The sequence below is a fragment of the Vicinamibacterales bacterium genome, assembly GCA_041659285.1.
Classification (GTDB): domain Bacteria; phylum Acidobacteriota; class Vicinamibacteria; order Vicinamibacterales; family UBA2999; genus 12-FULL-67-14b.
The window spans coordinates 253,429-277,691 of the sequence record JBAZYO010000005.1; the positions used below are offsets into that span (position 1 = coordinate 253,429).

At 66.1% G+C, this 24,263-nt stretch carries 22 protein-coding genes; 4 read left to right on the top strand and 18 right to left on the bottom strand.

Going from position 1 to position 24,263, the window contains the following annotated elements; all coding sequences use genetic code 11:
* Positions 1-3: 3 nt before the first annotated feature.
* The 7 genes from WC815_10220 to WC815_10250 all read right to left on the bottom strand — a co-directional run bounded on the left by WC815_10220 (position 4) and on the right by WC815_10250 (position 8,447).
* Entirely contained in the window at positions 4-654 is a 651-nt protein-coding gene (locus tag WC815_10220) for a hypothetical protein (protein ID MFA5909140.1), read from the bottom strand.
* Between the two features lie 44 nt (positions 655-698).
* Positions 699-2,552 (bottom strand): Sec-dependent nitrous-oxide reductase, encoded by a 1,854-nt coding sequence (gene nosZ, locus WC815_10225; GenBank protein MFA5909141.1) that lies wholly within the window; start codon positions 2,550-2,552, stop codon positions 699-701.
* Between the two features lie 14 nt (positions 2,553-2,566).
* The gene (locus WC815_10230; GenBank protein MFA5909142.1) at positions 2,567-3,790 is read right to left on the bottom strand and encodes a c-type cytochrome; all 1,224 of its coding nucleotides are present in this window, start codon (positions 3,788-3,790) and stop codon (positions 2,567-2,569) included.
* 1 nt (position 3,791) lies between these two features.
* Positions 3,792-5,135, bottom strand: coding sequence for a cytochrome b N-terminal domain-containing protein (locus tag WC815_10235; protein ID MFA5909143.1), 1,344 nt, complete (start codon positions 5,133-5,135; stop codon positions 3,792-3,794).
* A 5-nt stretch (positions 5,136-5,140) separates the two neighbouring features.
* Positions 5,141-5,656, bottom strand: coding sequence for a ubiquinol-cytochrome c reductase iron-sulfur subunit (locus WC815_10240; GenBank protein ID MFA5909144.1), 516 nt, complete (start codon positions 5,654-5,656; stop codon positions 5,141-5,143).
* On the bottom strand, positions 5,653-7,617 hold the full coding sequence (locus WC815_10245; GenBank protein MFA5909145.1) for an FAD-dependent oxidoreductase: 1,965 nt from the start codon (positions 7,615-7,617) through the stop codon (positions 5,653-5,655). Before WC815_10245 ends, WC815_10240 begins: the two co-directional genes overlap by 4 nt.
* 320 nt (positions 7,618-7,937) lie before the next feature.
* A complete protein-coding gene (locus WC815_10250; protein ID MFA5909146.1) occupies positions 7,938-8,447 on the bottom strand; it encodes a hypothetical protein in 510 nt (169 codons plus the stop codon).
* A 216-nt stretch (positions 8,448-8,663) separates the two neighbouring features.
* On the opposite strand from WC815_10250, the gene WC815_10255 reads away from it, so the two are divergent.
* Together WC815_10255 and WC815_10260 are read left to right on the top strand one after the other, a co-directional pair.
* On the top strand, positions 8,664-12,188 hold the full coding sequence (locus tag WC815_10255) for a response regulator (GenBank protein ID MFA5909147.1): 3,525 nt from the start codon (positions 8,664-8,666) through the stop codon (positions 12,186-12,188).
* 91 nt (positions 12,189-12,279) lie between these two features.
* A complete protein-coding gene (locus WC815_10260; GenBank protein ID MFA5909148.1) occupies positions 12,280-13,923 on the top strand; it encodes a radical SAM protein in 1,644 nt (547 codons plus the stop codon).
* A gap of 31 nt (positions 13,924-13,954) precedes the next feature.
* Here WC815_10260 and WC815_10265 read toward each other — a convergent pair whose 3' ends face one another.
* Positions 13,955-14,449 (bottom strand): fasciclin domain-containing protein, encoded by a 495-nt coding sequence (locus tag WC815_10265; protein ID MFA5909149.1) that lies wholly within the window; start codon positions 14,447-14,449, stop codon positions 13,955-13,957.
* 112 nt (positions 14,450-14,561) lie between these two features.
* On the opposite strand from WC815_10265, the gene WC815_10270 reads away from it, so the two are divergent.
* The gene (locus WC815_10270) at positions 14,562-15,578 is read left to right on the top strand and encodes a 4Fe-4S binding protein (GenBank protein ID MFA5909150.1); all 1,017 of its coding nucleotides are present in this window, start codon (positions 14,562-14,564) and stop codon (positions 15,576-15,578) included.
* A gap of 11 nt (positions 15,579-15,589) precedes the next feature.
* Here the strand turns inward: WC815_10270 and WC815_10275 are convergent, their stop codons facing one another.
* The 6 genes from WC815_10275 to WC815_10300 are packed head-to-tail and all read right to left on the bottom strand — an operon-like array spanning position 15,590 to position 18,532.
* A complete protein-coding gene (locus tag WC815_10275; GenBank protein ID MFA5909151.1) occupies positions 15,590-15,937 on the bottom strand; it encodes a cupin domain-containing protein in 348 nt (115 codons plus the stop codon).
* A gap of 10 nt (positions 15,938-15,947) precedes the next feature.
* Entirely contained in the window at positions 15,948-16,613 is a 666-nt protein-coding gene (locus WC815_10280) for a class I SAM-dependent methyltransferase (GenBank protein ID MFA5909152.1), read from the bottom strand.
* Positions 16,614-16,646: 33 nt separating this feature from the next.
* On the bottom strand, positions 16,647-16,970 hold the full coding sequence (locus WC815_10285; protein MFA5909153.1) for a DUF411 domain-containing protein: 324 nt from the start codon (positions 16,968-16,970) through the stop codon (positions 16,647-16,649).
* 18 nt (positions 16,971-16,988) lie between these two features.
* Complete coding sequence (locus WC815_10290; protein MFA5909154.1) at positions 16,989-17,129, bottom strand: hypothetical protein; 141 nt, start codon at positions 17,127-17,129, stop codon at positions 16,989-16,991.
* A gap of 18 nt (positions 17,130-17,147) precedes the next feature.
* A complete protein-coding gene (locus WC815_10295; GenBank protein MFA5909155.1) occupies positions 17,148-17,996 on the bottom strand; it encodes a DUF6544 family protein in 849 nt (282 codons plus the stop codon).
* A 2-nt stretch (positions 17,997-17,998) separates the two neighbouring features.
* Positions 17,999-18,532, bottom strand: a complete 534-nt coding sequence (locus tag WC815_10300; GenBank protein MFA5909156.1) for a YIP1 family protein — start codon at positions 18,530-18,532, stop codon at positions 17,999-18,001.
* 206 nt (positions 18,533-18,738) lie between these two features.
* On the opposite strand from WC815_10300, the gene WC815_10305 reads away from it, so the two are divergent.
* Entirely contained in the window at positions 18,739-20,178 is a 1,440-nt protein-coding gene (locus WC815_10305) for a multicopper oxidase family protein (protein ID MFA5909157.1), read from the top strand.
* A gap of 9 nt (positions 20,179-20,187) precedes the next feature.
* On the opposite strand, the gene WC815_10310 is transcribed toward WC815_10305, so the two are convergent.
* The 4 genes from WC815_10310 to WC815_10325 form a co-directional block, all read right to left on the bottom strand.
* Positions 20,188-20,775 carry a hypothetical protein gene (locus WC815_10310; protein ID MFA5909158.1) on the bottom strand — a complete coding sequence of 196 codons (588 nt, stop codon included), beginning with the start codon at positions 20,773-20,775 and terminating at the stop codon, positions 20,188-20,190.
* Between the two features lie 64 nt (positions 20,776-20,839).
* Positions 20,840-21,778 carry a universal stress protein gene (locus WC815_10315; GenBank protein MFA5909159.1) on the bottom strand — a complete coding sequence of 313 codons (939 nt, stop codon included), beginning with the start codon at positions 21,776-21,778 and terminating at the stop codon, positions 20,840-20,842.
* 48 nt (positions 21,779-21,826) lie between these two features.
* Entirely contained in the window at positions 21,827-23,140 is a 1,314-nt protein-coding gene (locus tag WC815_10320) for a cytochrome c3 family protein (GenBank protein ID MFA5909160.1), read from the bottom strand.
* A 31-nt stretch (positions 23,141-23,171) separates the two neighbouring features.
* The gene (locus WC815_10325) at positions 23,172-24,251 is read right to left on the bottom strand and encodes a cytochrome b N-terminal domain-containing protein (GenBank protein ID MFA5909161.1); all 1,080 of its coding nucleotides are present in this window, start codon (positions 24,249-24,251) and stop codon (positions 23,172-23,174) included.
* Between the last annotated feature and the right edge of the window lie 12 nt (positions 24,252-24,263).

A 24,263-nucleotide genomic window follows, 5' to 3' on the forward strand; every position in this document is an offset into this window, starting at 1 on the left:
AGGTCATCCCCGGTCCGCCGCCACGGGGGGCACGCGGTGGCGGGCTTGCCACCACGTCCAGAGCAACGCGCCGAGCAGGAGCACCACCACGCCGGCCATCGCGTACGACGCCGGCCGGGGGTACGAATAGACCTCGAAGTTCGCGATCTGCCGGTAGCCGAACATCGGCGGCATGAATGGCGGCACCTGCACCGCCGCCTCCGGCGCCAGGTCGTGGCCGTAGCGATACAGCTTGTAGCCGAACGACCACAGCGAGAAACCGCCGAAGTAGACGAACAGCATGGTCACATCCACCAGCGCGACGACGGTGCCGTGGACCGCGGCGCGCAGCACGATCAGGCCGAGCGCACCAATCACGAACGGCATCCACTTGAACTCGGTGAACGATTCGTTCACCAGGTCGTGCATGCCGATGTAGTGGTTGAGCAGGTTGATTTCCTTGACGTCCTGTCCGTTGTTGCCGCCGACCAGCGTGTAGGAATAGATGTCGAGGCGAAGCCCCTCTGGATACTGCGGTGCGAACATCGTCAGGTTCCAGAGGGGGAAGAAATAGGTGGCCACCAGCAGCACCGCCGCGGCGAGGAGCATGAGTCTCGCCGGGTAGCCGATCGGTTGATCGAGAAACCGATTCGCGCGTTGGAGGGACGCCTGCATGATGACCACCTCAAAACTGCTTCTGACTTCTCACTTCCGACTGCTCACTTCACGATCATGTAGCCCTGCATCTCCTGGTGTAGCGCCGAACAGAAGTTGGTGCAGTAGTAGGCGAACACGCCGCTCTTCTTGGCGGTGAAGGTCACCGTCTTGGTCTCGCCCGGGTCGATCACGACGTTGATGTTGTAGTCGAGCAGCCCGAAGCCGTGCAGCTCGTCGGTGGTCTGCTCGATGTTGGTGATGGCCACCGTCACCTCGTCACCGGCGCTGACCTCGAACGAGGTCGGCGTCAGCGTCGAGCGCACCGCCACCACCTTGACCAGCACCTTCTTGCCGTTGCGGGTGACGCCGGCGTCCTTGACGTCCCAGACCGCCATCGGGTGCTTGTTCTCCTCTTTCGGATACACCTCGATCGGGTGGATCTTGTCGGCCTTGATGATCTGCGCGTAGTGCGGCTCGGGCTCGGTGAAGGCGTCGTAGAGCAGCTTCATCTTCTCCTCGGTGATGTCGAGGAGCTGAGACGACTCGGGCTGCGACGGTCCGACGTTGAGGTGGCGGCCGTGCGACAGCTTGTTGAGGCCGACCAGGTAATTGCCGTCGGGGCTCACGGTGTCGCCTTCCGCCGCCGCCAGGTGGCCGATCGAGTACGACATCGGCGCCTTGTCAACGACCTCCCACGTGCCGAGCTTCCACTTAGCGATCGCGCTGTCTACGAACAGCGAGGTGTAGGCCCAGCCGTCGGTGCCGAACTGCGTGTGCAGCGGGCCCAAACCGACCGCGATCTCGGCGTCCTTGATCGACTCGTACTTCAGCACCGGGATGCCGTCTTCCTCGCCGGTGAAGTCCTTGTTGCGAATCGCCGTCTGGATCTTCTCGAAGTTGAACGCCGTGGTCACGCCCTGGAGCTTGCCGGAGCCGATGATCCACTTGCCGTCCGGCGACACGTCGACCCCGTGCGGCGACTTGCCGCAGGGCATCAGGTAGACGATGCCGGGCACCTTCTTCGGGTCGAGCACCTTGACGCCGGCGATGACGTCACCCTTGCCTTCGGCAATCGCCTTCTCGGCGGCGCGCCAGTCGACGGCGGCAATGTAGTCCTGGTCGCGCTGCGAGGCGGTGACCTCGAGCTTGCCGGTGGCCCGCTCGGAGTTGTACGAGCTGAAGAACATCCAGCCGTCGGACGCCAGCTTGCCGGCGTCGCCGAGGTCGTAGTCGAAGGGCGGCATCAGGATCTGCCAGGCCAGCGACATCTCGCCAGACTTCGGATCGATCTTGACGCCGGCGATGATGCCCTTGTACTCGGTCGCGTACTTGTCGATGCCGACCACCCGGTTGGGCACCGGACGCGAGAACCGCGTCGCCATCATCGCGTATTCGGTGTTCGGCGTGACGAACGACGAGGCGTGGTTGCCATGCAGGTTCGGCACCGGCCCGAGGATCTGCTTGGTCTTGAAGTCGCGCAGGTCGATGCGCGCGATGCGCCCGTTCATCTCGTTGATGAACAGCCAGCGGCCGTCGTAGTCACCCTTGGTCTCCGACAGCGCCGGGTGATGCGCGTCGCCCCAGGTCAGCTCGCCCAGCATCTTCTTGGAGTCGTCATCGAAGCCGTAGCCGGTGGCCGGGTAGGGCGTGTAGACCGGGATGGTCGAGAGATGCCGCATCGAGGGCAGCCCGTAGACGTAGATCTGGCCGGAATGCCCGCCCGAGGAGAACATGTAGTACTCGTCGAGGTCGCCCGGCGCCACGTAGGTCTTCTGCGCGGCCACTGCGGCGTCCGACTGCACCCCGCCGCCGGCGCGCCGTGACGCGGGCTGGCTCGGCGTGCACTGGCTGGCGATCAGCGCCAGCACCAACAGGGCGGATGCCCTCGACCACGCCACGCGATTCTTTCGATCCATATGAATGCCTCCTCCTACTTGGGAACCACGGTGCCGGGCGTTCCGCGTTGGCGTTGGTACTCGGCAAACGCCTCGCGCAATTTCTGAATCGCCACTTGCTTCTGCTCGGGTGTCAGGATGATCTGGCGCGACAGCACCACGCTCATCGTGCCGGTGGGGTTGGCGAGGAACGTGTCGATGGTCACGCCGAACCGGCTCTGCACGTCCTCGACCGCGTTCGACAGGTCCGGTCCAATTTGCGCCGGGCTCCTCACGCCGAGCGCCGAGATCGAGTGGCACACGAAGCAGCCGGTTTGCACGAACCAGCCGCCGGGGCCGGTCTTCATGGCCTCCTCAGCCTTCAGTTCATCGGCGCTGCGCGGGTCGGTCCGGGGCGTGCCCGAGACAAACAGCGCCGGCACCTCCTGCCGCCGCCACGACAGCATCAGCATCGACAGCGCCTGCGCCTGCTCGGTGCTGAAGTTGAAGTTGGGCATCACCGTGCCCTCGGTCAGCGCGCGCGGATCCTTGAAGTGCGCCATGTGCCAGGCGAACGCCGTGCGCTGGCCAGACAGCCGGCTCATGTCGTACTGCTCGGGCGCTTTCTCGCCGACGTTGGTGAGGTCGGGGCCAATCGTGCCGCCGAAGCCGTTGACCACGTGACAGGCGCGGCACCCCTTCTCGTTGACCAGGCGCTTGGCCAGGTTGATGGCCTCGGCGCCCTTGGTCTCGCGGTCGTAGCGATGGCAGGTGTTGCAGTTCATCTGCATCAGCGCGTTCTTGTTGCCGGCGAGCGTGTAGGACTCGCCGAGCGATCGGCTGAGCAACGGCTCTTCCCAGTGCGCCACTTCGCCGTGGGCCGCCGCCGTGTCGATGGCCCAGCCCTGGCCGCCGTGGCACGACGTGCAGCCGAAGTCTTCAACGGCGTGGAGCTTCAGCGGCTCGATCGGATGCGTGCGATAGGGATGCTCCGCCTGCTCGAAGCCCTTGTAGCTCACGGCCTGGTGGCACGTGATGCAGCGGTCCGCGCGCGACAGCTCGTCGGCCCAGACCTGCTGGACGCCGCCCGGGATAATCGCCGCCTTGTCGTCGCCGAACTTCTCGGCCACCTGCTGCTTGAACTCGGCCTGGTAATACCGCCAGTCGTGGGCGCGGTCGCTCCACATGAACAGGCCGGTGCCGATCACGAGGACCACGCCGACGACGGCCAGCACCAGGCGGTCAACGCGGGGATACGGAGAGGATGTGCGCTGTTCCATGTCAGATCCTCCCGGGGATGTCGGGCCAGGCTTCCCACGGCCAGTAGAAGTTCCAGTACGGCCCGCGCAGCACCATGCCCACGAACGTCAGCGCCAGGATGAACAGGACGAGGAGCAGGAAGACGATGTTCTGCCGGCGGCGGTCGCGCGGCAGCCAGACCCCGGCGGCCAGGTGCGGCGACCGATCGAGCCACGGCCAGAACGTCATCAACCCGACCAGCAGGCCCGGCAGGATCACGCCGCCGACGAAGGCGCCGTTCAGCGTGAACGAACCGATCCGGATGGTGGTGTCGGTGACGATTTCCTGCAGCCACAGGAAGTACCAGGGCGCCTTCGCCGGGTTGGGGGTAATCAGCGCGTTGGCCGGCTCTTCGAGCGGCGAGGCGATGAACACCGACATGATGCTGACGATCGCGATGGTGCCGAGCGTCGCGATCAGAGCCCGCCGTGTCAGGTCCGGCACCGCATTGACGGTGGTGTCCGCCGCCTCGAGCGTCCGCGTGGTCACGGTCGGCGCCGTGCCGCGGGCGACGCCCAGCAACGTGTAGGTCTTGGTCGGCACCGCGTCGGTGGTGCGCGGCGATTCCAGCACGCACTGGGCATCCGCGCGAGCCAGGCCGCCATCCTTGCGGACCCGCCACATGTGATACGCGAACAGCACGCCCAGCAGGCCAGGCAGGAAGACGACGTGCAGCACGTAGAAGCGGATCAGGGTGGGCTGGTCGATGTTGCGGCCGCCGATCAGCAGCTCGCGGACCGCCGGGCCAATCGCCGGGATCGACGACGCGATGTTGGTGCCGACCGTGACCGCCCAGAACGCCAGCTGATCCCAGGGCAACAGGTAGCCGGTGAACGAAAGGAACAGCGTGACGAGGAACATCACCACGCCGATCACCCAGTTGATCTCGCGTTGCTGCCCGCGGCCGATGCCGTTCTTGTAGGCGCCGGTGAGGAACACGCGCATCAGGTGCAGGGCGACGACGATCACCATCAGGTGCGCCGAGATGCGATGCACGGCACGAATCCACGATCCAAACGTGATCACGAACTCGATGTCCTTGACCGATTGATAGGCACGCTCCACCGACGGCACATAGAGAAAGAGCAGCGGCAGGCCCGAGAGAATCGTCAGGAAAAAGAGCGCCGCGGAAACGGTGCCGAGCCAGAACGAGTAGTTCCAGGCCATCGAGGCCTTGCTGATCTTGGCCGGGAACCAGTGCAGCATGAAGTTCGAGACCACGGCGTCGCCGGCTTCGCGGTCCGACTGCGGGCGCAAACTCCAGAGCGGCTCGGCGTGCACGCCCGGAGCCTCGGGCTTGGTGCGGTTCAGGGAAGGCAGACGCATCACAATCACCCCACCGTCAGGCGGAAATCGCGGCCGACTTCGTCCGCGAGGTCGATCACCAGTTGCCCATCGTCGGGCGCCAGCAGCAGGCGGAACCAGGCCAGCGGCTTCGGCGCGGGGCCGGCCACGTTGGTGCCGTCGCCCTTGTATTCGGAGCCGTGGCAGGGGCAGAGAAAGCGATGGGTCAGCCGCAGCGCGGCGCCGCCGGCCTCGGTGGTCTGCGGGTTGGGCAGCGCCTCGGCGCGCACGGTGCAGCCGAGGTGTGTGCACACCGCCGAGATGGCGTGGAAGGTGTTGCCCTCGCGGAACACGAGCACGCGCTCGTCGGGAAGGAACTTGAGACCGTCGGGGAAGTCCGAGGGCGGACCCAGCTTCACGGTCGTCGGCGAGTCGTACGAGACGTTCGGCACCAGCGAGCGCAGGGACGCCGCGGCCTGGACGGTGATGGCGGCGACGCCGGCGCCGGCGCCCAGCGTGAGAAGAAAGTCGCGTCGATCGGTTGGCTTGTGGTCATGGCTCATGACGCCGCACTCCCGTTCCAGCGTTCCGTGATGGTGAAGCGCTCCATGGTCATGGCCTCGGTGGGGCACCGGATGGCGCACAGGCCACAACGAATGCAGCGGTCGTCGTCTTTGATCAGCGCCGCCAGCGGGCCGTTCGCCTTCGCGGCCCAAGGCCGCTCCGGCGAGACCTCGGCCCGCGCCTCAACCTCGGCGCGCTGGTCCGGCGGCAGGTCGAGGGTGTCCAGCGGCACGAACGAGAGGCAGTACTCGGGGCAGATGTCCACGCAGCGGTTGCAGAGCACGCATTTTTCCGGGTCGTAGATGGTCTGCACGTGGCAGATCAGGCACCGCGCCGCCTGGACGCGCGCGGCGTCGACGTCGTAGCCGGTCTCGACCTCGGTGATGCCGGTGCGGCGGCCGACGTCGAGCGTGGGCGGCGCCTCGCGATCGAAGTGCTCGAAGCCCGCCACCATCCGGTAGCGCGACGTCACCAGCGCCTCGACCTCGAGGTGCGTGTCGATGCGGGCATCCTGACCCGCGAGAAATTCGTGGATCGAGCGGGCGGCGCGCTTGCCGTTGGCGACCGCCTCGATCAGGTTGCGGGGACCGAAGGCGACGTCGCCGCCGGCATAGATGCCGGGCGCGGAGGTGGCCAGCGTCGCCGGATCGATCTTGATGGTGCCGCCGGGCGTCAGCGTCACGCCATCAGCCGCGGTGAGGAACGACAGGTCGGCCTTCTGGCCAATCGCGAGCACGCAGGCGTCGGCCTCGATGTTGAGCACGTCGTCTTCCACGAACTGCGGCGCGAAGCGGCCGTTGGCGTCGAACACCGAGGTGACGGCGCGGAGGGCGATGGTCTCGAGGCGCGCTGTCCCCTTGAACTCCTTGGGTCCGCGGCGGGTGATGAAGCGGACGCCCTCGCGCTTGGCTTCCTCGAATTCCTCATGGCCCTGCGTGGTCCGCAGCACGGGCATCTCCGAGAAGTCTTCGAGCGAGACAACGGTGACCTCGGTGGCGCCGCCGCGGATGGCGGCGCGCGCCGAATCCAGCGCTTCTTTCACGCGTGCGTCGGTTTCGGCGCGGTCGGCCGGCGCCTCTTCGTCGCGGCCGGCGCGGAGGGCGGTGCGGGCGGCGTCGAAGGCGACGAAGCCGCCGCCGATGACGACCACGCGCCTGCCCAGGTCCACGCGATAACCGCGATTGACGTTGAGCAGGTAGTCCACGGCCTTGATCACGCCGTCGAGCTCAACCCCGGGCGCCTGCAGGTCGCGGCCGCGCGAGACGCCCACCGACAGGAACACCGCTTCGAAGCCCTGCGCGCGCAGCTGGGCAATCCCGAATTCCGGCGAGAGCGGCGTGTTCAGCCGCAGGTCCACGCCGAGCGAGACGATGCGGTCGATTTCGGCGCGCAGCAGCGTGCGCGGCAGCCGGTACTCGGGAATGCCGAATCGCATCATGCCGCCGGGTTCGGCCGCGGCCTCGAACACTGACACGTCGTAGTTGAGCAGCGCCAGGTCGTGCGCGGCGGCCATGCCCGCCGGACCGGCGCCGATCACCGCGATACGGCGGCGTGGGCCCCGGGTGGCGGGCGGAGGGGATGAACGATAGAAGGGCAGCGGCAGATGGCCGGTGTAGCGGTTGCCTTCGGCAATGCCCTCGGTTAGCAGCCGGGCTTGCGTGTCGGGCCGGATCGACTCGACGCCGAACTGTTCGGTGACGTGGCGCTTGAGCGCGCGAATCGACACCGGCGCGTCGATGGCGCCGCGGCGGCAGGCGTCTTCACAGGGTGCGGCGCAGACGCGTCCGCACACCGAGGCAAAGGGGTTGGGCGCACGCGCCACCAGGAAGGCCTCTTCGGGGCGGCCGTCGGCGATGAGCTGGACGTAGCGGCCGGCGTCGGTGGCGACGGGACACCCGGCCTGGCACTTGACCTGGGCCTTCCAGTGCGCGAGATCCGGCAGTTCCGTACGAATGCCCATCAGCCCCTCTTCTTGGTGCAGCGTGTGCGAGTTCGCCGGCTTGCGCTATGACCTGTGTCATATGCCGGTCAGCCCCTGCGAGCAGAGACCGGCCCGATCCACTCCAAATGAGCAAGAGCCGTGCCCGGAGGCTGTCGGTAGGGAGGTGCCATCAGCCGGCAGAATCCCCAGGTGCACGGCTGGGGCAGCGGTCCGCCGGACCTGGCGGACCGGGTTTTTCCGCTCTTACAGCGGATTACTCCCCATCGACCGGTACAGCGTGGCTACTTCGGCAGCAGGACGGTGTCGATGACGTGGATGACGCGTTGCTGGCGGGAACGTCAGGCTTGAGGGTCGTCGCGATGCTGCTCGCCCCGCGCGGCGATTTTCTCGAAGCGAGCGCGTAAGATGTAGATCGCCGTTGCAAACACCACGGCCTCCTTCGAATCTGACATCGCGTCGATCCGCAACTCCAGCCGATCCACAACCTGATTGACGTGCTTCTCAACGGTCGCCACGTCTTGTCGGCTCAGCTCCACCGCCGGCGTCCCCATCACCTCATCGAGTGCGGCCACGAAGTGTCTGGTAACGTCGATGAGACTGGGTTCCAGCGGCACTTCAAACAGGCGGCGCCACAGCGGCTCACCGACGTGGTCGCGATGGTCCACGATCAGTGTGGCCGCGTGGTTGACCCTGGCGACGGTGCGATGGAACTGGGACGAACCGTGCTCTTGCATGAGGGCTCCTATTTGCGCGGCATCGCCCTGATCGATTCGGTGGGCTGTGTAGTTACGCGCAGGCGTCGGGTGGCGACGTTGCTGGTTATAGAACACTTTGCGGCAGTTGAGCAAGGTCGACTCGCCCCGCCGGACGTCGGATTGCCGCCTGCCGAGGCTTGACCTCGCGCCCTTCTTCGCAGCGATCGTCGCGTGGGTGACCGACTCGGACCGGTGCCAGGGGCGCCGTCCAACTGAGAACAATCATTCGGAACCACGACCGCTCGATACTGTATTCTCCTGCCGAATGGTCCACATGATTCTCCGAAGAGCCCGAACGAGGACCGGTCCATGACAACTGACCAGCGAGCCAACGGCAAGGCGGAGATTCTGATTGCCGAGGACAGCCCGACCCAGGCGGTGCAACTGGCGCACCTGCTCGAGCAGAACGGTTATTCAGTGACGACCGCCGCCAACGGCCGCGAGGCGCTCGCCTCGATCGAGCGACACAAGCCCGCGCTGGTGATCACCGACATCGTGATGCCGGAGCTGGATGGTTACGGCTTGTGCAAGGCGATCAAGGCCGACGAGCAACTGAAGGGCATCCCGGTCATGCTGCTGACCACGCTCTCCGATCCGCGGGACCTCATCCGCGGGTTGGAGTGCGGCGCGGACAATTTCCTGCGCAAGCCGTACGACGAGCGCTACCTGCTCTCGCGCATCGACTACCTGCTGATGAATCTTGCGCTGCGCAAGAACCAGAAGATGCAGATGGGCATGGAGATCGACCTGGGAGGTCAGAAGCATTTCATCAGTTCCGAACGGCAACAGATCCTGGACTTGCTGATCTCGACCTACGAGCAGGCGATCGAGATCAACAGCGAACTCAAGCAGCGGGAAAAGGACCTGGCGCATTCCAGCGAAGTGCTTGCCGCCCTGTACCGTATCGCGGAAGGCCTCAATCGCGCGGGCACTGAACGGGAGGTGGTGGAGACCGTGCTGGAGCGGGCGATGGAGCTGCCGGGGATCCAGGCCGGCTGGATCTCCCTGCGGGAGGGAGAGTCGGGCTTCCGGCTGGGCGGCGCTCGCAACCTGCCGCCGGCGCTCGAGGCCGCCGGCGCCATGGAGGGGGATTGCGCCTGCCGTCGCCGGCTCGTCTCCGGCGAACTCGACCACGTAACCAACATCATGGCCTGCGAACGCCTCGGCAAGGCAACCGGCGACACGCGCGGCCTGTGCTACCACGCCGCCGTTCCATTGTGGCTTGGCGACCGGACACTGGGCGTGATGAATCTCGTCGGGCCGGAAAAGGGACTGTTCAATGAAGCGGAACTGAAGATCCTGTACGGCGTCGGCAACCAGGTGGCGGTGGCGCTGGAGCGGGCGCATCTGCACGAACATCTGGAGCGCTTGGTGCACGAGAGAACCGCTGCGCTCGAAGCGGAGATCGTGGAAAGAAAGCGTATCGAGAAAGAACAGGCCCGGCTGGTGGCGATCATCGAGGCGACACCGGACCTGGTAGCCACGGGTGGCCCAAATGGTCATGTGCTCTACTACAACCGGGCGGGGCTGCGGATGCTCGGGTTCGAGCCGGGGCTGGATCCGTCGACGGTACGCTTTCTTGACACCCATCCGGAGTGGGCGGCGAAGCTGGTGGCGGAGACCGGGATTCCCCACGCCATCGAGCATGGCGCCTGGAGCGGGGAAACGGCACTGCTCCGGCGTGATGGTCACGAAATCCCCGTTTCCCAGGCGATCATTGCGCACAAGAGACCCGACGGATCGGTGGAGTACCTGTCCACCATCGCGCGCGACATCACGCAGCAAAAGAAGCACGAAAAGATCATCACCCGCCTGAACCGCGTGTATGCCGTCCTGAGCGGCATCAACACGACGATCGTTCGCACGCGGGATCGGCAGGAGCTGTTCGATGAGGCGTGCCGCATCGCGGTGGAAGAAGGCGAGTTCAGGTTGGCCTGGATCGGCCTGCTCGACGCCAATGGCGTGGACGTGATGCCCGTGGCCAGGGCGGGCGTCGACGAAGGTTACCTCGACAGTATCCAACTGACGGCCAGGGATGGTGCGCCCGACCGCTGCGAGCTGTTGGCGTGGGCGTTGCGGGAAAAGACGGCCGTCGTCTGCAACGATATCGACACCGATCCGCGGATGGCGCGCTGGCGCGCGGACGCGCTGCCGCGCGGCTATCGGTCGGTGGTCGTGTTCCCACTGCAATTCGGCGATAAGGTATTGGGCGTCCTCGCGCTCTACGCATCGGAAACGAATTTCTTCGACACGAAGGAGATGCAGCTGCTCACCGAGCTCGCCGGTGACGTCTCGTTTGCGCTCGATCACATCGATGCGGACGAATCCCGGCACCTGCAGAGCGCCGCCCTGAACGCCGCCGCCAATGCCATCGTTGTCACCGACCGCTCCGGCACAATCGAATGGGTGAATCGCGCCTTCACGGCGCTCACCGGTTACGCCGCGGTCGACGTCCTTGGCAAGAACTCCCGGATCCTCAAGTCCGACAAGCACGATCGGGCGTTCTATCAGTCGCTGTGGGACACGGTTCTTTCCGGACGGACGTGGCGCGCCGAGATCACCAACCGCCGCAAAGATGGCAGCCTGTATAGCGAGGACCTGTCCATCACGCCGGTCTTGAGTGAGTCCGGCGCCATCACGCACTTCGTCGCGGTCAAAGAAGACATCACCGAGCGCTTGCAGCTCCAGGCCCAGTTCCGTCAGGCGCAGAAAATGGAAAGTGTGGGGCAGCTCGCCAGCGGCATTGCGCACGATTTCAACAACCTGCTTACCGTGATCAACGGGATGGCGGACCTGGTGCTGGAGCAGGTCAGTCAAGACGATCCGGTACACGCGGATGTGCGGGAGATTCACCGAGCCGGCGAGCGAGCCGCCACGTTGACCCGCCAGCTGCTGGCCTTCAGCCGCCAGCAGCTGCTGGAGCCACGGGTCATGGACTTCAACACGGTCGTCGCCGGGATGGAGAGTCTGCTCCGGCGTCTACTCGGCGAGGACATCGACCTGGTGATCGTGCCGGCACCAGGCTTGGGCACCGTCAAGGCGGACCCCGGGCAAATCGAGCAAGTGATCACCAACCTGGCCGTGAATGCGCGAGACGCCATGCCGCAGGGCGGCCGGCTGACCATCGAAACGCAGAACGTCACGATCGACGAAGACGATGCCCGCCAGCGCGGTGCGACCGGGTGGTCCGGACCGTATGTACTGCTGGCCGTGAGTGACGGCGGCGCCGGCATGGACGAGGCCACCCGCACGCGCGTCTTCGAGCCGTTTTTCACCACCAAGGGTCCGGGCAAGGGCACGGGGCTGGGGCTGTCGACCGTGTACGGCATCGTCAAGCAGAGCCACGGGTTCATCTGGGTGGATAGCGAAGTCGGCCGGGGGACCAGCTTCAAGATCTATTTGCCACAGGTGACGACCGGGGCAGCGAGCACCGCCCGACCGGGGCCGACCGTGGTGTCCAGTTCCGGCACCGAAGCCGTCCTCCTCGTGGAAGATAACGTCGCGCTCAGCATGTTGGCCACGCGTGTGCTCGAACGCGCCGGCTACACCGTGCTCGGGGCGGCCACGGGCGAGGAAGCGCTGCGCCTGCTGGAACGTCATGAGGAACCGGTCCACCTCCTGCTCAGCGATGTGGTGATGCCCGGCATGAGCGGCCGGCAACTCTCGGAGCAGCTCGCGCAGACTCATCCGGGAATGAAGGTGCTCTACATGTCCGGCTACACGGGCGACACCATCGTGCGACACGGGGTGTTGGAGGCGCAGACGCCGTTCCTCAACAAACCGTTCACCGCGACGGCGTTGCTCCGAAAGGTTCGGGAGGTGCTGGATTTGTAGCGCCCCGCAGCGGTCCGGGCGCAACTAATACACAACCCTTACAATCGCCGGGCGCCCCGCTCGCTACCATCGGGAGAAGGAGGGCTTGCTCATGCAGCCACACCCCAAGGGCCCGCGCGCCCACGTGCTCCTCTCTTCGGTCTTCAAGCCGTTCGCGCAAGATGACGAATACGGCAGCCGGGCCATCAACCCGGTCGAGCTCTACCACAACCAGGTCACACGCGAGCAGGGGCCGTTCTCGCTCCGCATGTTCCATCGCACCTGGAGCCTGATGCTGCTGCAGCAGAACATCTCGGCACCGTGCACGGTGCTCGATTTCCCCACCCGCGAGGGCTTCGTGCGCGAGTTGACCGCGCACCAGTACGACGTGGTCGGGCTCACCGGCATCATCGTCAATGTCGGCAAGATTCGCGAGATGTGCCGGCTGGTCCGTGAGCACTCTCCCCACTCAACCCTGATCGTGGGCGGTCACGTCACCGCGATCCCCGGCATCGAGCAGATGATCGACGCCGATCACATCGTCAAGGGCGAGGGCGTCGCGTGGCTGCGGGCGTTTCTCGGCGAGGACAGCGAACACCGGATCGCGCATCCCTTGATTCCGTCGTCGTTCAGCTTCCGGCTGATGGGCCTGCCGGCGCCTCGCGGCGGCGGCAACGCCGCGGCCACCATCATCCCGTCGGTCGGGTGTCCGATGGGCTGCAACTTCTGCACGACCTCCGAGTTCTTCGGCGGCAAGGGCAAGATGGTGACGTTCCTCGAGCGCGGCGAAGACGTGTTCCGCGTGATGTGCGAGGCGGAACAGCACCTGGGCGCCCGCGCGTTCTTCATGATGGACGAGAATTTCCTCCTCTATAAGAAGCGGGCCCTCGAGCTGCTCGAGCTGATGAAGGCCCACGGCAAGTCCTGGTCGCTGTATGTGTTCTCGTCGGCGAACGCCATCCGCAAGTACGACGTGCGCCAGCTCGTGGAGCTGGGCGTGGAGTGGATCTGGCTCGGGCTGGAATCCTCCGGCAGCCAGTACCAAAAACTCAAGGGCGCCGATACGCAGGCACTGGCGAGCGAGCTCCAGTCGCACGGCATTCGCGTGCACGGCTCCACCATCATCGGCCTCGAGCACCACACGCCCGGCAACATCGACGCGGTCATCGAGCACGCCGTGGCGCACGAAACGGTGTTTCACCAGTTCATGCTCTACACGCCGGTGCCGGGCACGCCGCTCTACCGCGAGGTCGAAGCGGAGGGGCGGCTCCTCGAGGGCGTGGACCTGGCCGACATCCACGGCCAGTTCAAGTTCAACTTCCGGCACGCCGCGATCTCCCGCGATCAGTCGAAGAGCTTTCTCGACCGCGCGTTCCGCCGCGACTTCGAGCTGAACGGCCCGAGCCTGTACCGGCTGATTGCCAGCATGCTCACAGGCTGGCGGCGCTATCGTGACGACCCCGACCCCCGCGTGCGGGCGCGCGTGCGAGGGGAGGCCGCGCAGTTGCGACTGGGATACGGAGCGGCCCTCTGGGCGATGGAGAAATACCTGAGGGAGTCGAACCGCGTGGTCAGCGACCGGATCGCCGACTTGCGGGTGCAAATCGAACGCGAGGTCGGCGGGTTGGCGCCGGTGATCGATCGGCTGGTGGGTCCGATGCTCTTGTGGAGCGCCCGCCGCGACGCCCGCCTTGCCCCGGCCGGCCGTGTGCTGGAGCCCCGCACATTTGTGGATCGGCGAAGCGGGCGCGAATGATCAGGCCCCGGCCCGGGTCAGCATCTCGCGGCTACTTGGGCATCAGCACGGTATCGATCACGTGAATCACGCCATTGCTGGCGGGGACATCGGCCTTGATGATGGTGGCGTTGTTGATCTTGAGTACCGAGCCGGCACTCGAAATCCGGACGCGTTGGCCCTGCACCGTGCCGAAGTCCTTCATCATCTTCAGGTCGGCGGCAGCGACGTTGCCGGTGAGGACGTGGTATTGCAGCACCGCGGCCAGCTTGACCTTGTCCTTCATCAGCGCATCGAGGTCGGCCTTGGGGATTTTCGCAAAGGCCTCGTCGGTGGGGGCGAGCACGGTGAGTGGGCCGGGGCGCTTGAGTACGTCCACCAGGTTGGCGGCCTGGACGGCGGCCACCAGCGTCTTGAACGAGCCTGCGGCGACCGCGACGTCGACGATGTCTTTCGTGCCTTGCGCGTGGGCGGGAACCAGTGCCAGCAGACCGACCAGGGCCGCGGTTCCGAGGAGAACGCTCGTTAGTGTTTGTGGCTGCCTCATGGCTCGCCTCCTTCAGTGGGGCAGCGTAGGCAATCGGCGGCGCCGGCGATATGACCGGTGTCATACGCCGGGTGTCGGCGGCCCGATATCTTCGATCCGGAGATAAGGCCGCATGGCCCGAGCCTACGAGAAGCGCCCGATCGAACACACGCCACTGGTCCGCCGCGGGGTGCAGACGGCATTCCTGCTCCTGAACCTCGGGCTGGGTGTCCAGTTCTACATTTGGGTGCGCTACTTCGAAACCGGCGGCCAGTCGATGTACGTCTCGCGCCCGCCAGGCGTCGAGGGCTGGCTCCCGGTCGCCGCGCTGATGAACCTGAAGTACCTGGTCCTCACCGCCAGCGTTCCCGAGGTTCACCCCGCCGGCTTGTTCCTGCTGATCGCCTTCCTGGCAATGTCGATCGTGTTCCGCAAGGCGTTCTGCAGCTGGTTGTGTCCCATCGGCACGATCTCCGAGTGGTTATGGCAGGGCGGGCGCGAGCTGGTCGGCCGCAACTTCGCGCTGCCGCGGTGGGCCGACATGCCGCTGCGAAGCCTGAAGTACATCCTCCTGGGACTGTTCGCGTATGCCGTGGTCAGCATGCCGGTACCGGAACTGCGCGCATTCCTGTCGAGTCCTTACGGGCTGGTCGCCGACGTCAAGATGCTCGACTTTTTCCGCGACGCCGGGCGCCTCACCCTCCAGGTCTGCCTGGTCCTGGTGATTCTGTCGGTGTTCACGAAGAACTTCTGGTGCCGCTATCTCTGCCCGTACGGCGCGCTGATGGGACTGGTGTCGATGCTGAGCCCCACGCGTATCACGCGCGACCCGATCTCGTGCATCGACTGCGGCAAGTGCGCCAAGGCGTGCCCGTCATTGATCCCGGTGGACCGGCTGATGACCGTCCGCACGCCGGAATGCAACGGCTGCCTCACCTGCGTGACGGTATGCCCGGTGAAAGGCGCGTTGGAGATGCGCACGCTGCGCACCCGCCGCCGCGTCACCGCCCCGCGCATTGCCATCGGCGTCGCCGCGATCTTCGTCGTGGTGATTGGGTATGCGCGGATTACCGGTCACTGGCACGGGAATACGCCCGAGGACATGTTCTTCCAGTTGATCCCCAACGCGTCGAGCTACTCGCACCCGTAACAGGAGATCTTCTACGCTCCCGTCTTTGGCTCCCGCAGCATCACCAGCAGCATGCGCGCCGCCGCGATGGCCTCCACCGCGTGCGGCACGTTCGCGGGCATGCGGACGATGGTGCCGGGTCTGGCGATCACGGGCTGGCCGCCGATGGTGAGCGTGAGCAGGCCATCGAGGACGATCACCAGCGCGTCGAAGGGCGTGGTGTGCTCGCTCAGGCCCTCACCCTGGTCGAAGGCGAACAGCGTGACGTTGCCGCCGCCGTTCTTCGCCAGCACGCGGCTGGCAATGCCGCGCTCGGTCGGCGCGATCAGATCCGCGAGCGCCAATGCTTCGGCGGCGGGGATGGTTCCAGTGGTCGTCATTCTCTGTTCCTCATGAAAAACGGAAGCCGCCCTCGTAGATGACCGGGGCCCCGGTGGTGCGCAGGCCCGGCCCGGGGCGATTGAGCTCGCGCAAGGGGAGCGTGGGGTCCGGCCTGAATCCCGCGGCCTGCAGTTCCGCGAGCAGTTGCGGCTCGGTCAGGAAGCACTGCGGCGCGCCCGAGAACTGCGTGAAGACGAACGGTTCGCCGGCCATCGGTTCGACGGCGTCCGGCAGCGTGTGTCGTGAGAACGTGAAGACGAACAGCGCCGTGCCCGGCTTCGCCACGCGCGCGGCTTCGTTCACCGCCTGCCGGAACTCGCCGCCGGAGCGGGCGAGGTTCCAGATGCCATGCGCGACGATGAAGTCCATGGACGCGCCGCGGATGGGCAGCGCGTGCATGGGCGCGTTCACCAGGCGAAGGCGGTGGCCGCCCTCGCGGGCGGCGGCCGCCTGCAGCATGGGCCGCGACAGGTCGGTGCCGGCGACGTGCCACCCCATGCGGGCGAGCGGCACGGCATTACGGCCGGCGCCGCAGCCAATGTCGAGCAAGTGAGCGGAATGGGTGCGGCCCAGTTGCGCGGCCGCGTAGTCAATCAAGGTGAGATTGGGGGCCGCGGTCGCGAAACCCGCCACCGTGGCCGGCGTGCTCCACGGTGACGCGTCGAGGTCATTCACGATCGCGCCCCCAGAAAGGCCCGGCGAAGCCGGCTAGTGCTTGGCGAACACGTACTTCTTGCCGTCTTTCGTGAACGCGATCACGTTGTACGGCTCCTTCATGCCGCCCTGTTCCATGCCGGGCGCTCCCTGGGGCATGCCCGGGGCGGCGAGACCGGCAATGGCCGGCTTCTCTTTCAGGAGCCGCTGGATGTCGGCGGCGGGGACGTGGCCTTCAATGATATAGCCGCCCACTTTCGCGGTGTGGCACGAGGCGAGGTCGTCGGTCACGCCGGCCTGCATGCCGATGGCGCGCAGTTGAGAGTCGTTCACGTTGTTGGCTTCCACCTGGAAGCCTTGCGCCTGGAGATGCTGCATCCAGGAGCTGCAGCACCCTCAAGTCGGTGACTTGTAGACCACCACCGAAGGGGTGCTGGAAGTTCGCGGCGCGGTGGCCGGCTTCTGTTGGGCCGAGGCCACCAGCCCGAAGCCCGCCACGGCCAATACCGAGAGGGCCGCCATGTGTTTGATACGCATGGTTCGATGCTACTCCAATCAGTCGAATGAATAAACGATCGAGGCGAGGCGCCCGCGCCAGTACGGCTCGGGTCCCCTGTCGCCCATCCACGCCACTTCACAGTATTGCGGAATCATGATGCCCTCGTGCTCCACGTGATCCGAACAGACCACGCGCCAGGGCCGGAGCTGGTAGCCGCCGTCTTTCTCGAAATACCGATCGCCGCTGGTTTCGATGATGCGGTCCTGGTCGTCGAAGCGAAAGGTCAGTGACACGGAGGTCGAGCCGTCGGTCAGCGTTGCCAGGGCCGAGCGGTCGTCCACCGCCTGCCACGTCACGCCCTCGCCGGGCAGCAGCACCGTGGGGAACCACGCGGCTTCTCCCAGGTAGCGTTGCAGGGCGCCTGAGTCGAGCTGCGGGAGCGCGGATTGATCGACCAGCGAGTAGGCTCCGAACATGGTGGCCTGCATCGACCCGTGGCCGGCGACGTAGGCATCCCGCACGTGGGCGGGCATCAACAGCGCCATTTCGATGCGCGCGTCCCACACAAACCCGGGCGGCACCGCGCTGAAGTGCTGCGTGGCGCGTAACGGGCGCCACGCGTCATTCACAAGGAACTCCGCGTCCTGTGTCACCACCGCCCAGGTGATGAACCTCTGGCGGTTCCTCAGCGCGCGCTTGAAGTATCGTGCGACCGGCGCCGGCAAGCCTTCAACGAGCGCCGGCGAGTAGGCGTCCGGCCGTGCCCTGCCCGCCGCCCGCAACTCTTCGACTTTGGCGGCCGTGGCCCGGTTCCACGTGCTCATCGTGAAGACGAGCGTGGCCGCCGCCGCCGCCGCGATGACGACCAGTCCGATGCCGACGTGGCGCAGGCGAATTCCAGCCACGACTAACTGACCGGGCGCGTGAACATCACCGCGCCGAGCGCCACCAGCCCGAACGCGACGAACCACGCGACCACACACACCACCACGGCGCGGGCCAGGCTCTTGTAGTCGAGCGCCTGCCGCACGGCGAGCACCGTCGCCGCGATCATCCAGATCGACCCGGCCACGAACGCAAACGGCGCGGCGGCGCGCATCGCGCCGAAGGCGATGAACACGCCCGGTGCGGCGGCAAACCCCATGGTTCGCAACAACTCGGTCGGCTTGCTGCTGGTTTGCGGCTCCGCCAGGAGGATCGTGCCGATGGTCGTGATCAGCATCGCCCACACCACCCACGCCCCCAGCATGGCGATCATGCCGGCCGCGAACGTCGCCAGCGATATCGACGTGCTGCCCATGGCCGCGAACCCGGCAGCGATGCAGGCCAGCAGCACCACCAGCGCGGCCTGGCCGCCGGCCTTGCGGTCCGATTCCACGTCTTCAAATGTCACCGGATCCAAAACGAGCGCGCCGATGAACCGCCGGATGAAGAGCGTCATCGTTCCCCCCGCATTCAAGGCTACTGTTGCCATACGTCCCTCGCAGGCTGATGGAGCACAGTTCATGCCATTAAGTGGAAACGCTCCACCTGGTACGGACGGGCTTGCGGAATCTCGGGATATTCCCCGCGAAAGCGAAGAATTTCACACAAAATCCCACAGATCTGACAAGGATCATAGGATCCTAACTTGCAGCCTGCTAATCAATGACGATGCTCATCCTGATACTTGTATGCCTGCTCATGCCCGAAATGGCCGCCGCGCAGTCGCTCGCGCCAGCCGGCTGGGACGCAGGCCTCAAGCTGAACGAACCAGCGGATCTCAATCCCGATCCGCGCATCGTTGAAATCAACCTCACCGCGAAGCTGGCCGACGTCGAGGTGGCGCCCGGCAAGCTGGTGCACGCCTGGACCTATGACGGCGGCCTCCCGGGTCCGCTGATCAAGGCGCGCGTCGGCGATCGGGTGATCGTGCACTTCAAGAACGAACTGAAGGAACCGACGACGGTGCACTGGCACGGCGTGCGCGTGCCCATCGAGATGGACGGCGTGCCCGACATCTCGCAGCCCGAAGTGAAGCAGGGCGAGACGTTCCTCTACGACTTCGTCGTTCGCGATGCCGGTCTCTACTGGTATCACCCGCACGTGATGTCGGCCGCGCAGGTCGGGTTCGGCCTCTACGGCGCGCTGCTCGTCGAAGATCCGGATGACGGCGTCGGCGTGGCCGACCAGGTCACCATCGTGCTGAGCGACATCGGGTTCGACGCCAAGGGTGTGCTCGAGCCCGCCGACAGCGGCGGATCCGCCGGCATGGTGTTCGGCCGCGAGGGCGACTACGTGCTGGTGAACGGCCGCACCCGCCCGACGCTGAAAGCCCGCCCCGGCGCGCCGCAGCGCTGGCGCATCGTCAACACCGCCAAGAGCCGCTTCTTCTATCTGGATCTCGAGGGCCAGCCGTTCACCGTGATCGGCGTGGATGGCGGGCTGCAGGAAAAGCCGGTGACCAGCGACATCCTGCTGGTGACGCCGGGCGAGCGCGTGGACGTGGTCGTGACGCCGAAAGGCAAGGCCGGCACGCCGCTGACGCTACGGGCGATGCTCTACAACCGCGGCTATGGCAGCGTCCAGTACCGCAGCGTTGAAGACGTGATGTTCGTCGAGTTCACGACCCAGCCGCCGGTGACCGCCGCGCCGGTCCGCGTCAGCCGCGCCCTGCCGCTCCCGAAGGTCGAGGGTGCCACCCCGGTGAACGTGGTGCTGACGCTGCCGCCGATGGAGAACGGCAAGTCGGAGTTCCGGATCAACGGCGTGCCGTTCTGGAAGGCCGAGCCGTTCCTGGCGAAGCTCGGCGAGACGCAGCTGTGGATCGTCAAGAACGACAGCGATTGGGATCACCCGTTCCACCTGCACGGCTTCTTCTTCCAGGTGATCGACGACAAGGGCCAGCCGGTTCGTCCGCTGGCGTTGAAGGACACCGTCAACATTCCCATGAAGACGACGATGAGGTTGCTGGTGACGTTTGACGAGCGGCCCGGCGAGTGGATGTTCCACTGCCACATCCTCGATCACGCCGATGGCGGGTTGATGGGCACGGTGCTGGTGGGCGACGGCACCTCGAGCAAGCACGTGCACCCGAAGAAACCCTGACGCGCGGGGCTACTTACACTTGATGGCTTCGTGGATCTCGTCGAGGATGATGTTGGCCCGCGTGTCGTGCAGGACCAGGTTGCGGTCCAAGAAGCGATACATGACATCGTCGGGCAGCCTGGGCAACGCCGCGAGGATGCTGGGAGGCATCGTCGAGAGCGGCTCCTGCTTCGGGTAGGTGCCGTTGATGCGGTAGGAAAACTCGCCGGGATTGTCGTCGCGGATCGACTCGCAGATTCCCTCGTTGAGTTGGCCGGCCATGGCCCGCTTGAATGCGGCGCGAATGTCCCGTGAAAAGATTGCGCCTCGCCGCGCCCCCGCCCGGGCCTGCCGAATTCGTTCGGCCAGCGCGGTTTCGGCCTTCAGGATCTCAACCGGATTGTCGGTGACGGCGAGGACGGGCAAGCCTTGCGCCAGCCTGGCCCGAAGCGCGGCATACGCCGTCATGCGGGCGCTGAAATCCGCGACGGCGTCGCCCCAGATCTCGACCCTGAAGTCAGGAGCCCGAGGGGCCGGTTGCGTCACCGGCGCCTGGGCCGCCGCCGTGGATGCGAAGCACACGACCGCCACCACGACGCCCAACCCGGTAAACCGCATTCTTGCCATCACCTTCATTTAGTGCACCTGCGGGTTGCCCACGCTGTTCCGTATTGGACACCGCCTACGGCTTGCGCGCACGGACGATCAGCACGGGGCAGGTGGCGTGGCGCACCACTTCCTGCGCGTTCGATCCGAATACAGCAATGTCCAGGGCGCGGCGGCCCTGCACGCCCATCACGATCAAATCGCTCTTTTGCGCCGCGGCCATCCGCAGGATCTCGCGGGAGGCCTTGCCCTCGACCACCGACATTTCCACGGTGCAGTAGTCGCGGACCGCGTTGGGGATGAGCCCCTCGAGGCGCTGCAACTGCGCGGACTCGGCTTTGGCGCGCACCGCCTCGACGCTGAAATCGTATGAGATCGGCGTTTCGCGCAGCTCCGGCGGCATCTCGATGGCGTTCAGCACGGTGACGTGGGCGCCGGCTTCGGCGCCCATCGACAGCGCCAGGGCCAGGGCATGGTGTGAACTCTCGGAGAAGTCCACCGCGCACAGGATGCGATCGAACTCGACGTCGCCCGGAGGCGCCGGCCGCTCCGCGCCGTGCGGCACCAACAGCACCGGGCATTTCGACAGCCGCAACACCTTTTCGGCGACCGATCCCAGGACCAGCCTGGTGACGCCCGAGAAGCCGTGGTTGCCGAGCACCAGGAGGTCGGCGTTCCACCCCAGTGCGTGATCGAGAATCTCGTTGGCGACATTGGGCGCCTCCTGGACCAGCAGCTCCACGTCGTCGCGGCCGCCGGCCCGCGTGACCAGCTGCCGCATGTGATTGAGGACTTGCTTGCGGTCGCCTGGCGTGAGGGCAAAAACCGGTGGCGGGCTCGCCAGCGGCGGCAACATCGTTACCGGTGGCGCGATGGCAAAGACGTGCAGCGCCCGCAGTTGCGCGCCGTACCAGCGGGCCACGGCGGCGGCGTGCTTCAGCGCGTGCTCTGAATGTTCCGAAAAGTCTACCGGGCACAAGACGCGCCCGATCTGGAGCCTGCTTGGTGTGTCCACGGGAATACTCCCCGTCTCCCAGAAGCAAGCGCCGTACCAGCGCGCCCGTCACTCGCGCGGCTTGAGGCTCCGGACCTTCAAGGCGAGCGCCACCACGACCAGCAGGATTGCGCCCAGCGACACGGACAGGCCGGTCTTGCGGAACGACACCTCGGCCAGGGCGGTCTGGCCTTCGGCATCGACCTTGCTCGTCAGGCCCAGGCCGGCCTGCAGCACGGTGTCTACCTTCTTCGGATCGAACGTGTGCATCTCGGTGCGGGCGAGCGTGAGGTGGTTGGCGGCTTCCCGCAGCGTCAGCGACTGTTCGCCCATCTCCATGCCGGCGTTCTCGGCCGAGGCGACCAGCGCGTGCGAGCGATCGATGGCGGTCTTCAGCTTCTCGATCTCCGCGCGCATGCTGGTGGCGGCGTTGAAGCCGTTGTCGCCGTCGCTGTGACAATTGCCGCAGACGCTCGTCTTGTCGGTGCCGAGCATGGCGTCGGTCGGCTTGGTGATGTCGTGGTTGCTGTGGCACTCCACGCATCCGCGATCGAAGATCTGGCTATGCGTGCTCAGCGCGAACTTGGTGGCAAACACGCTGTGGCAGGTGCCGCAGACGTTGGCGACCGCGCCCACGCCCGGGGGCGCCGCGCCGTGGTTGCCGTGGCAGTCGTTGCAGGTGGGCGCCGAGAGGTCGTTCTTCCCGACCATCGCCGCGTGGTGCACGCTCTTCTCGTACTTCGCGCGCTGGTCGGTGGGGAGGGCCGAGCCGTCCGGCAGCGTGTAGCCCTTCATGCGCTCCGGGTCGGCGTGGCACTTGGTGCAGGTGGCCGCGACATTCATCGCATAGACCGGTGACTGGGCGTCGCTGACCAGGCGGATGCCGTGCGCGCCGTGGCAGCTGATGCAGGTGGCGACCTTGGTATCGCCCTTGGCCAGTTGCTGGCCGTGCACGCTCGTGGCGTACTCGGTGGCCTGGTCCACCCGCTGCTTCGGCGCGTACTTGCGCATCAACGTCGCATCGCTGTGGCAGCGCGAGCACACGGCAATCACCGCCTGGCCTGACGGCTTGCCCTTGAAGCCGGTCGCAGGCGCCTTGGCGCGGACCTTGTCGGTTTCGCTGGGGTTGCCGCCGTGGCAATCCACGCACGTGAAGCCGCGATCGCGGTGCACGTCGGTGGCCGAGAAGTCCTTCGCCGGCGAGGAGAGCGCCGGCTGCGGATGCTCCTTATGGCAGGTCTCGCACCCCGAGACCTGGGCTGGCTGGGCTGCGGCGAGGCCCGGTATCGCGATGAGGGCCAGCGCAGCGAGCAGCCAACACGCGACGATGTGGCGTCCGCCTTTAGCTACGGTCATGTGGCCTCCGGCTTTCGCCACGGTCATGTGGCGTCCGGCTTTAGCCGGACCAACGACGTTACGCGGCCAGGTAGCCATATATGGTGAAGATAATCAGGTAGAGAACGGTGAGGACGGCCGCGGCGGTGATGATCTTGCTGGGCCGGCCGACGGCCGCGCCGCGATCGAGAAACGGCATCACCAACAGCAGCAGGGCGGCCAGGCTGAAGCCCAGCACGCCAAGCATCTCGCCTTCGATCCCGAGCACATGGCTCGGGATCAGCTTCAAGGTCTGGAACATGGCGAGGAAGTACCACTCGGGCCGGATGCCCGCGGGCACCGGCGCAAACGCATCTGCCTTGGTGCCGAGTTCCCACGGCAGAAACAGCGCCAGCGCGGCCAGCACCGCCAGCGCCACGTACCACCACATCACGTCGTGCAGGACGTAGTTTGGGAAGAACGGCTCCTGCGGAATCTTCTCGCCGGCCTGCTCGCGCTTCTCCACGCTTGGCGGCACGCTCATGCCCTGCCGCTGGATGAAGAGCAGGTGGACGCCGAGCAACACCGTGGTGATGGCCGGAAGAATGGCGACGTGGATGCCGTAGAACCGCGTCAGCGTCGCGCCGGTCACGTCGTCGCCGCCGCGCAGGAAGCGGACCATGAAGTCGCCGACGAACGGAATGGCGCCGGCGATGCCGGTGCCCACCTTGGTGGCGAAGAACGCCAGCTCGTTCCACGGCAGCAGGTAGCCGCTGAAGCCGAAGCCCATCATGACGAAAAGCAGCAGCACGCCGGTGATCCAGGTCAGCTCGCGCGGCTTGCGATAGGCGCGCAGGAAGAACGTGCTGAACAGGTGGACGAACGCCATGAGGATCAGCAGGTTGGCCGACCAGCTGTGGACGTTGCGAATCAGCCACCCGAACTGGACCTGGCTGACGATGAACTTGACGCTTTCGTAGGCCTCGCCGGCGCTGGGGCGGTAGTAGAGGAGCAGCAGGATGCCGGTGGCGACCTGAACGCCCACCAGGAACAGCGTGATGCCGCCCATGTAGTACCAGACGCTGTGCCGGTGCTTCGGCACGCTCTTCTCGGCCACGAAGGCGCGCAGCTCGCTCAGGTCGAGGCGCTCATCAAGCCACGCGAACAGGTGCTCGGTCATGCCCTCACCATC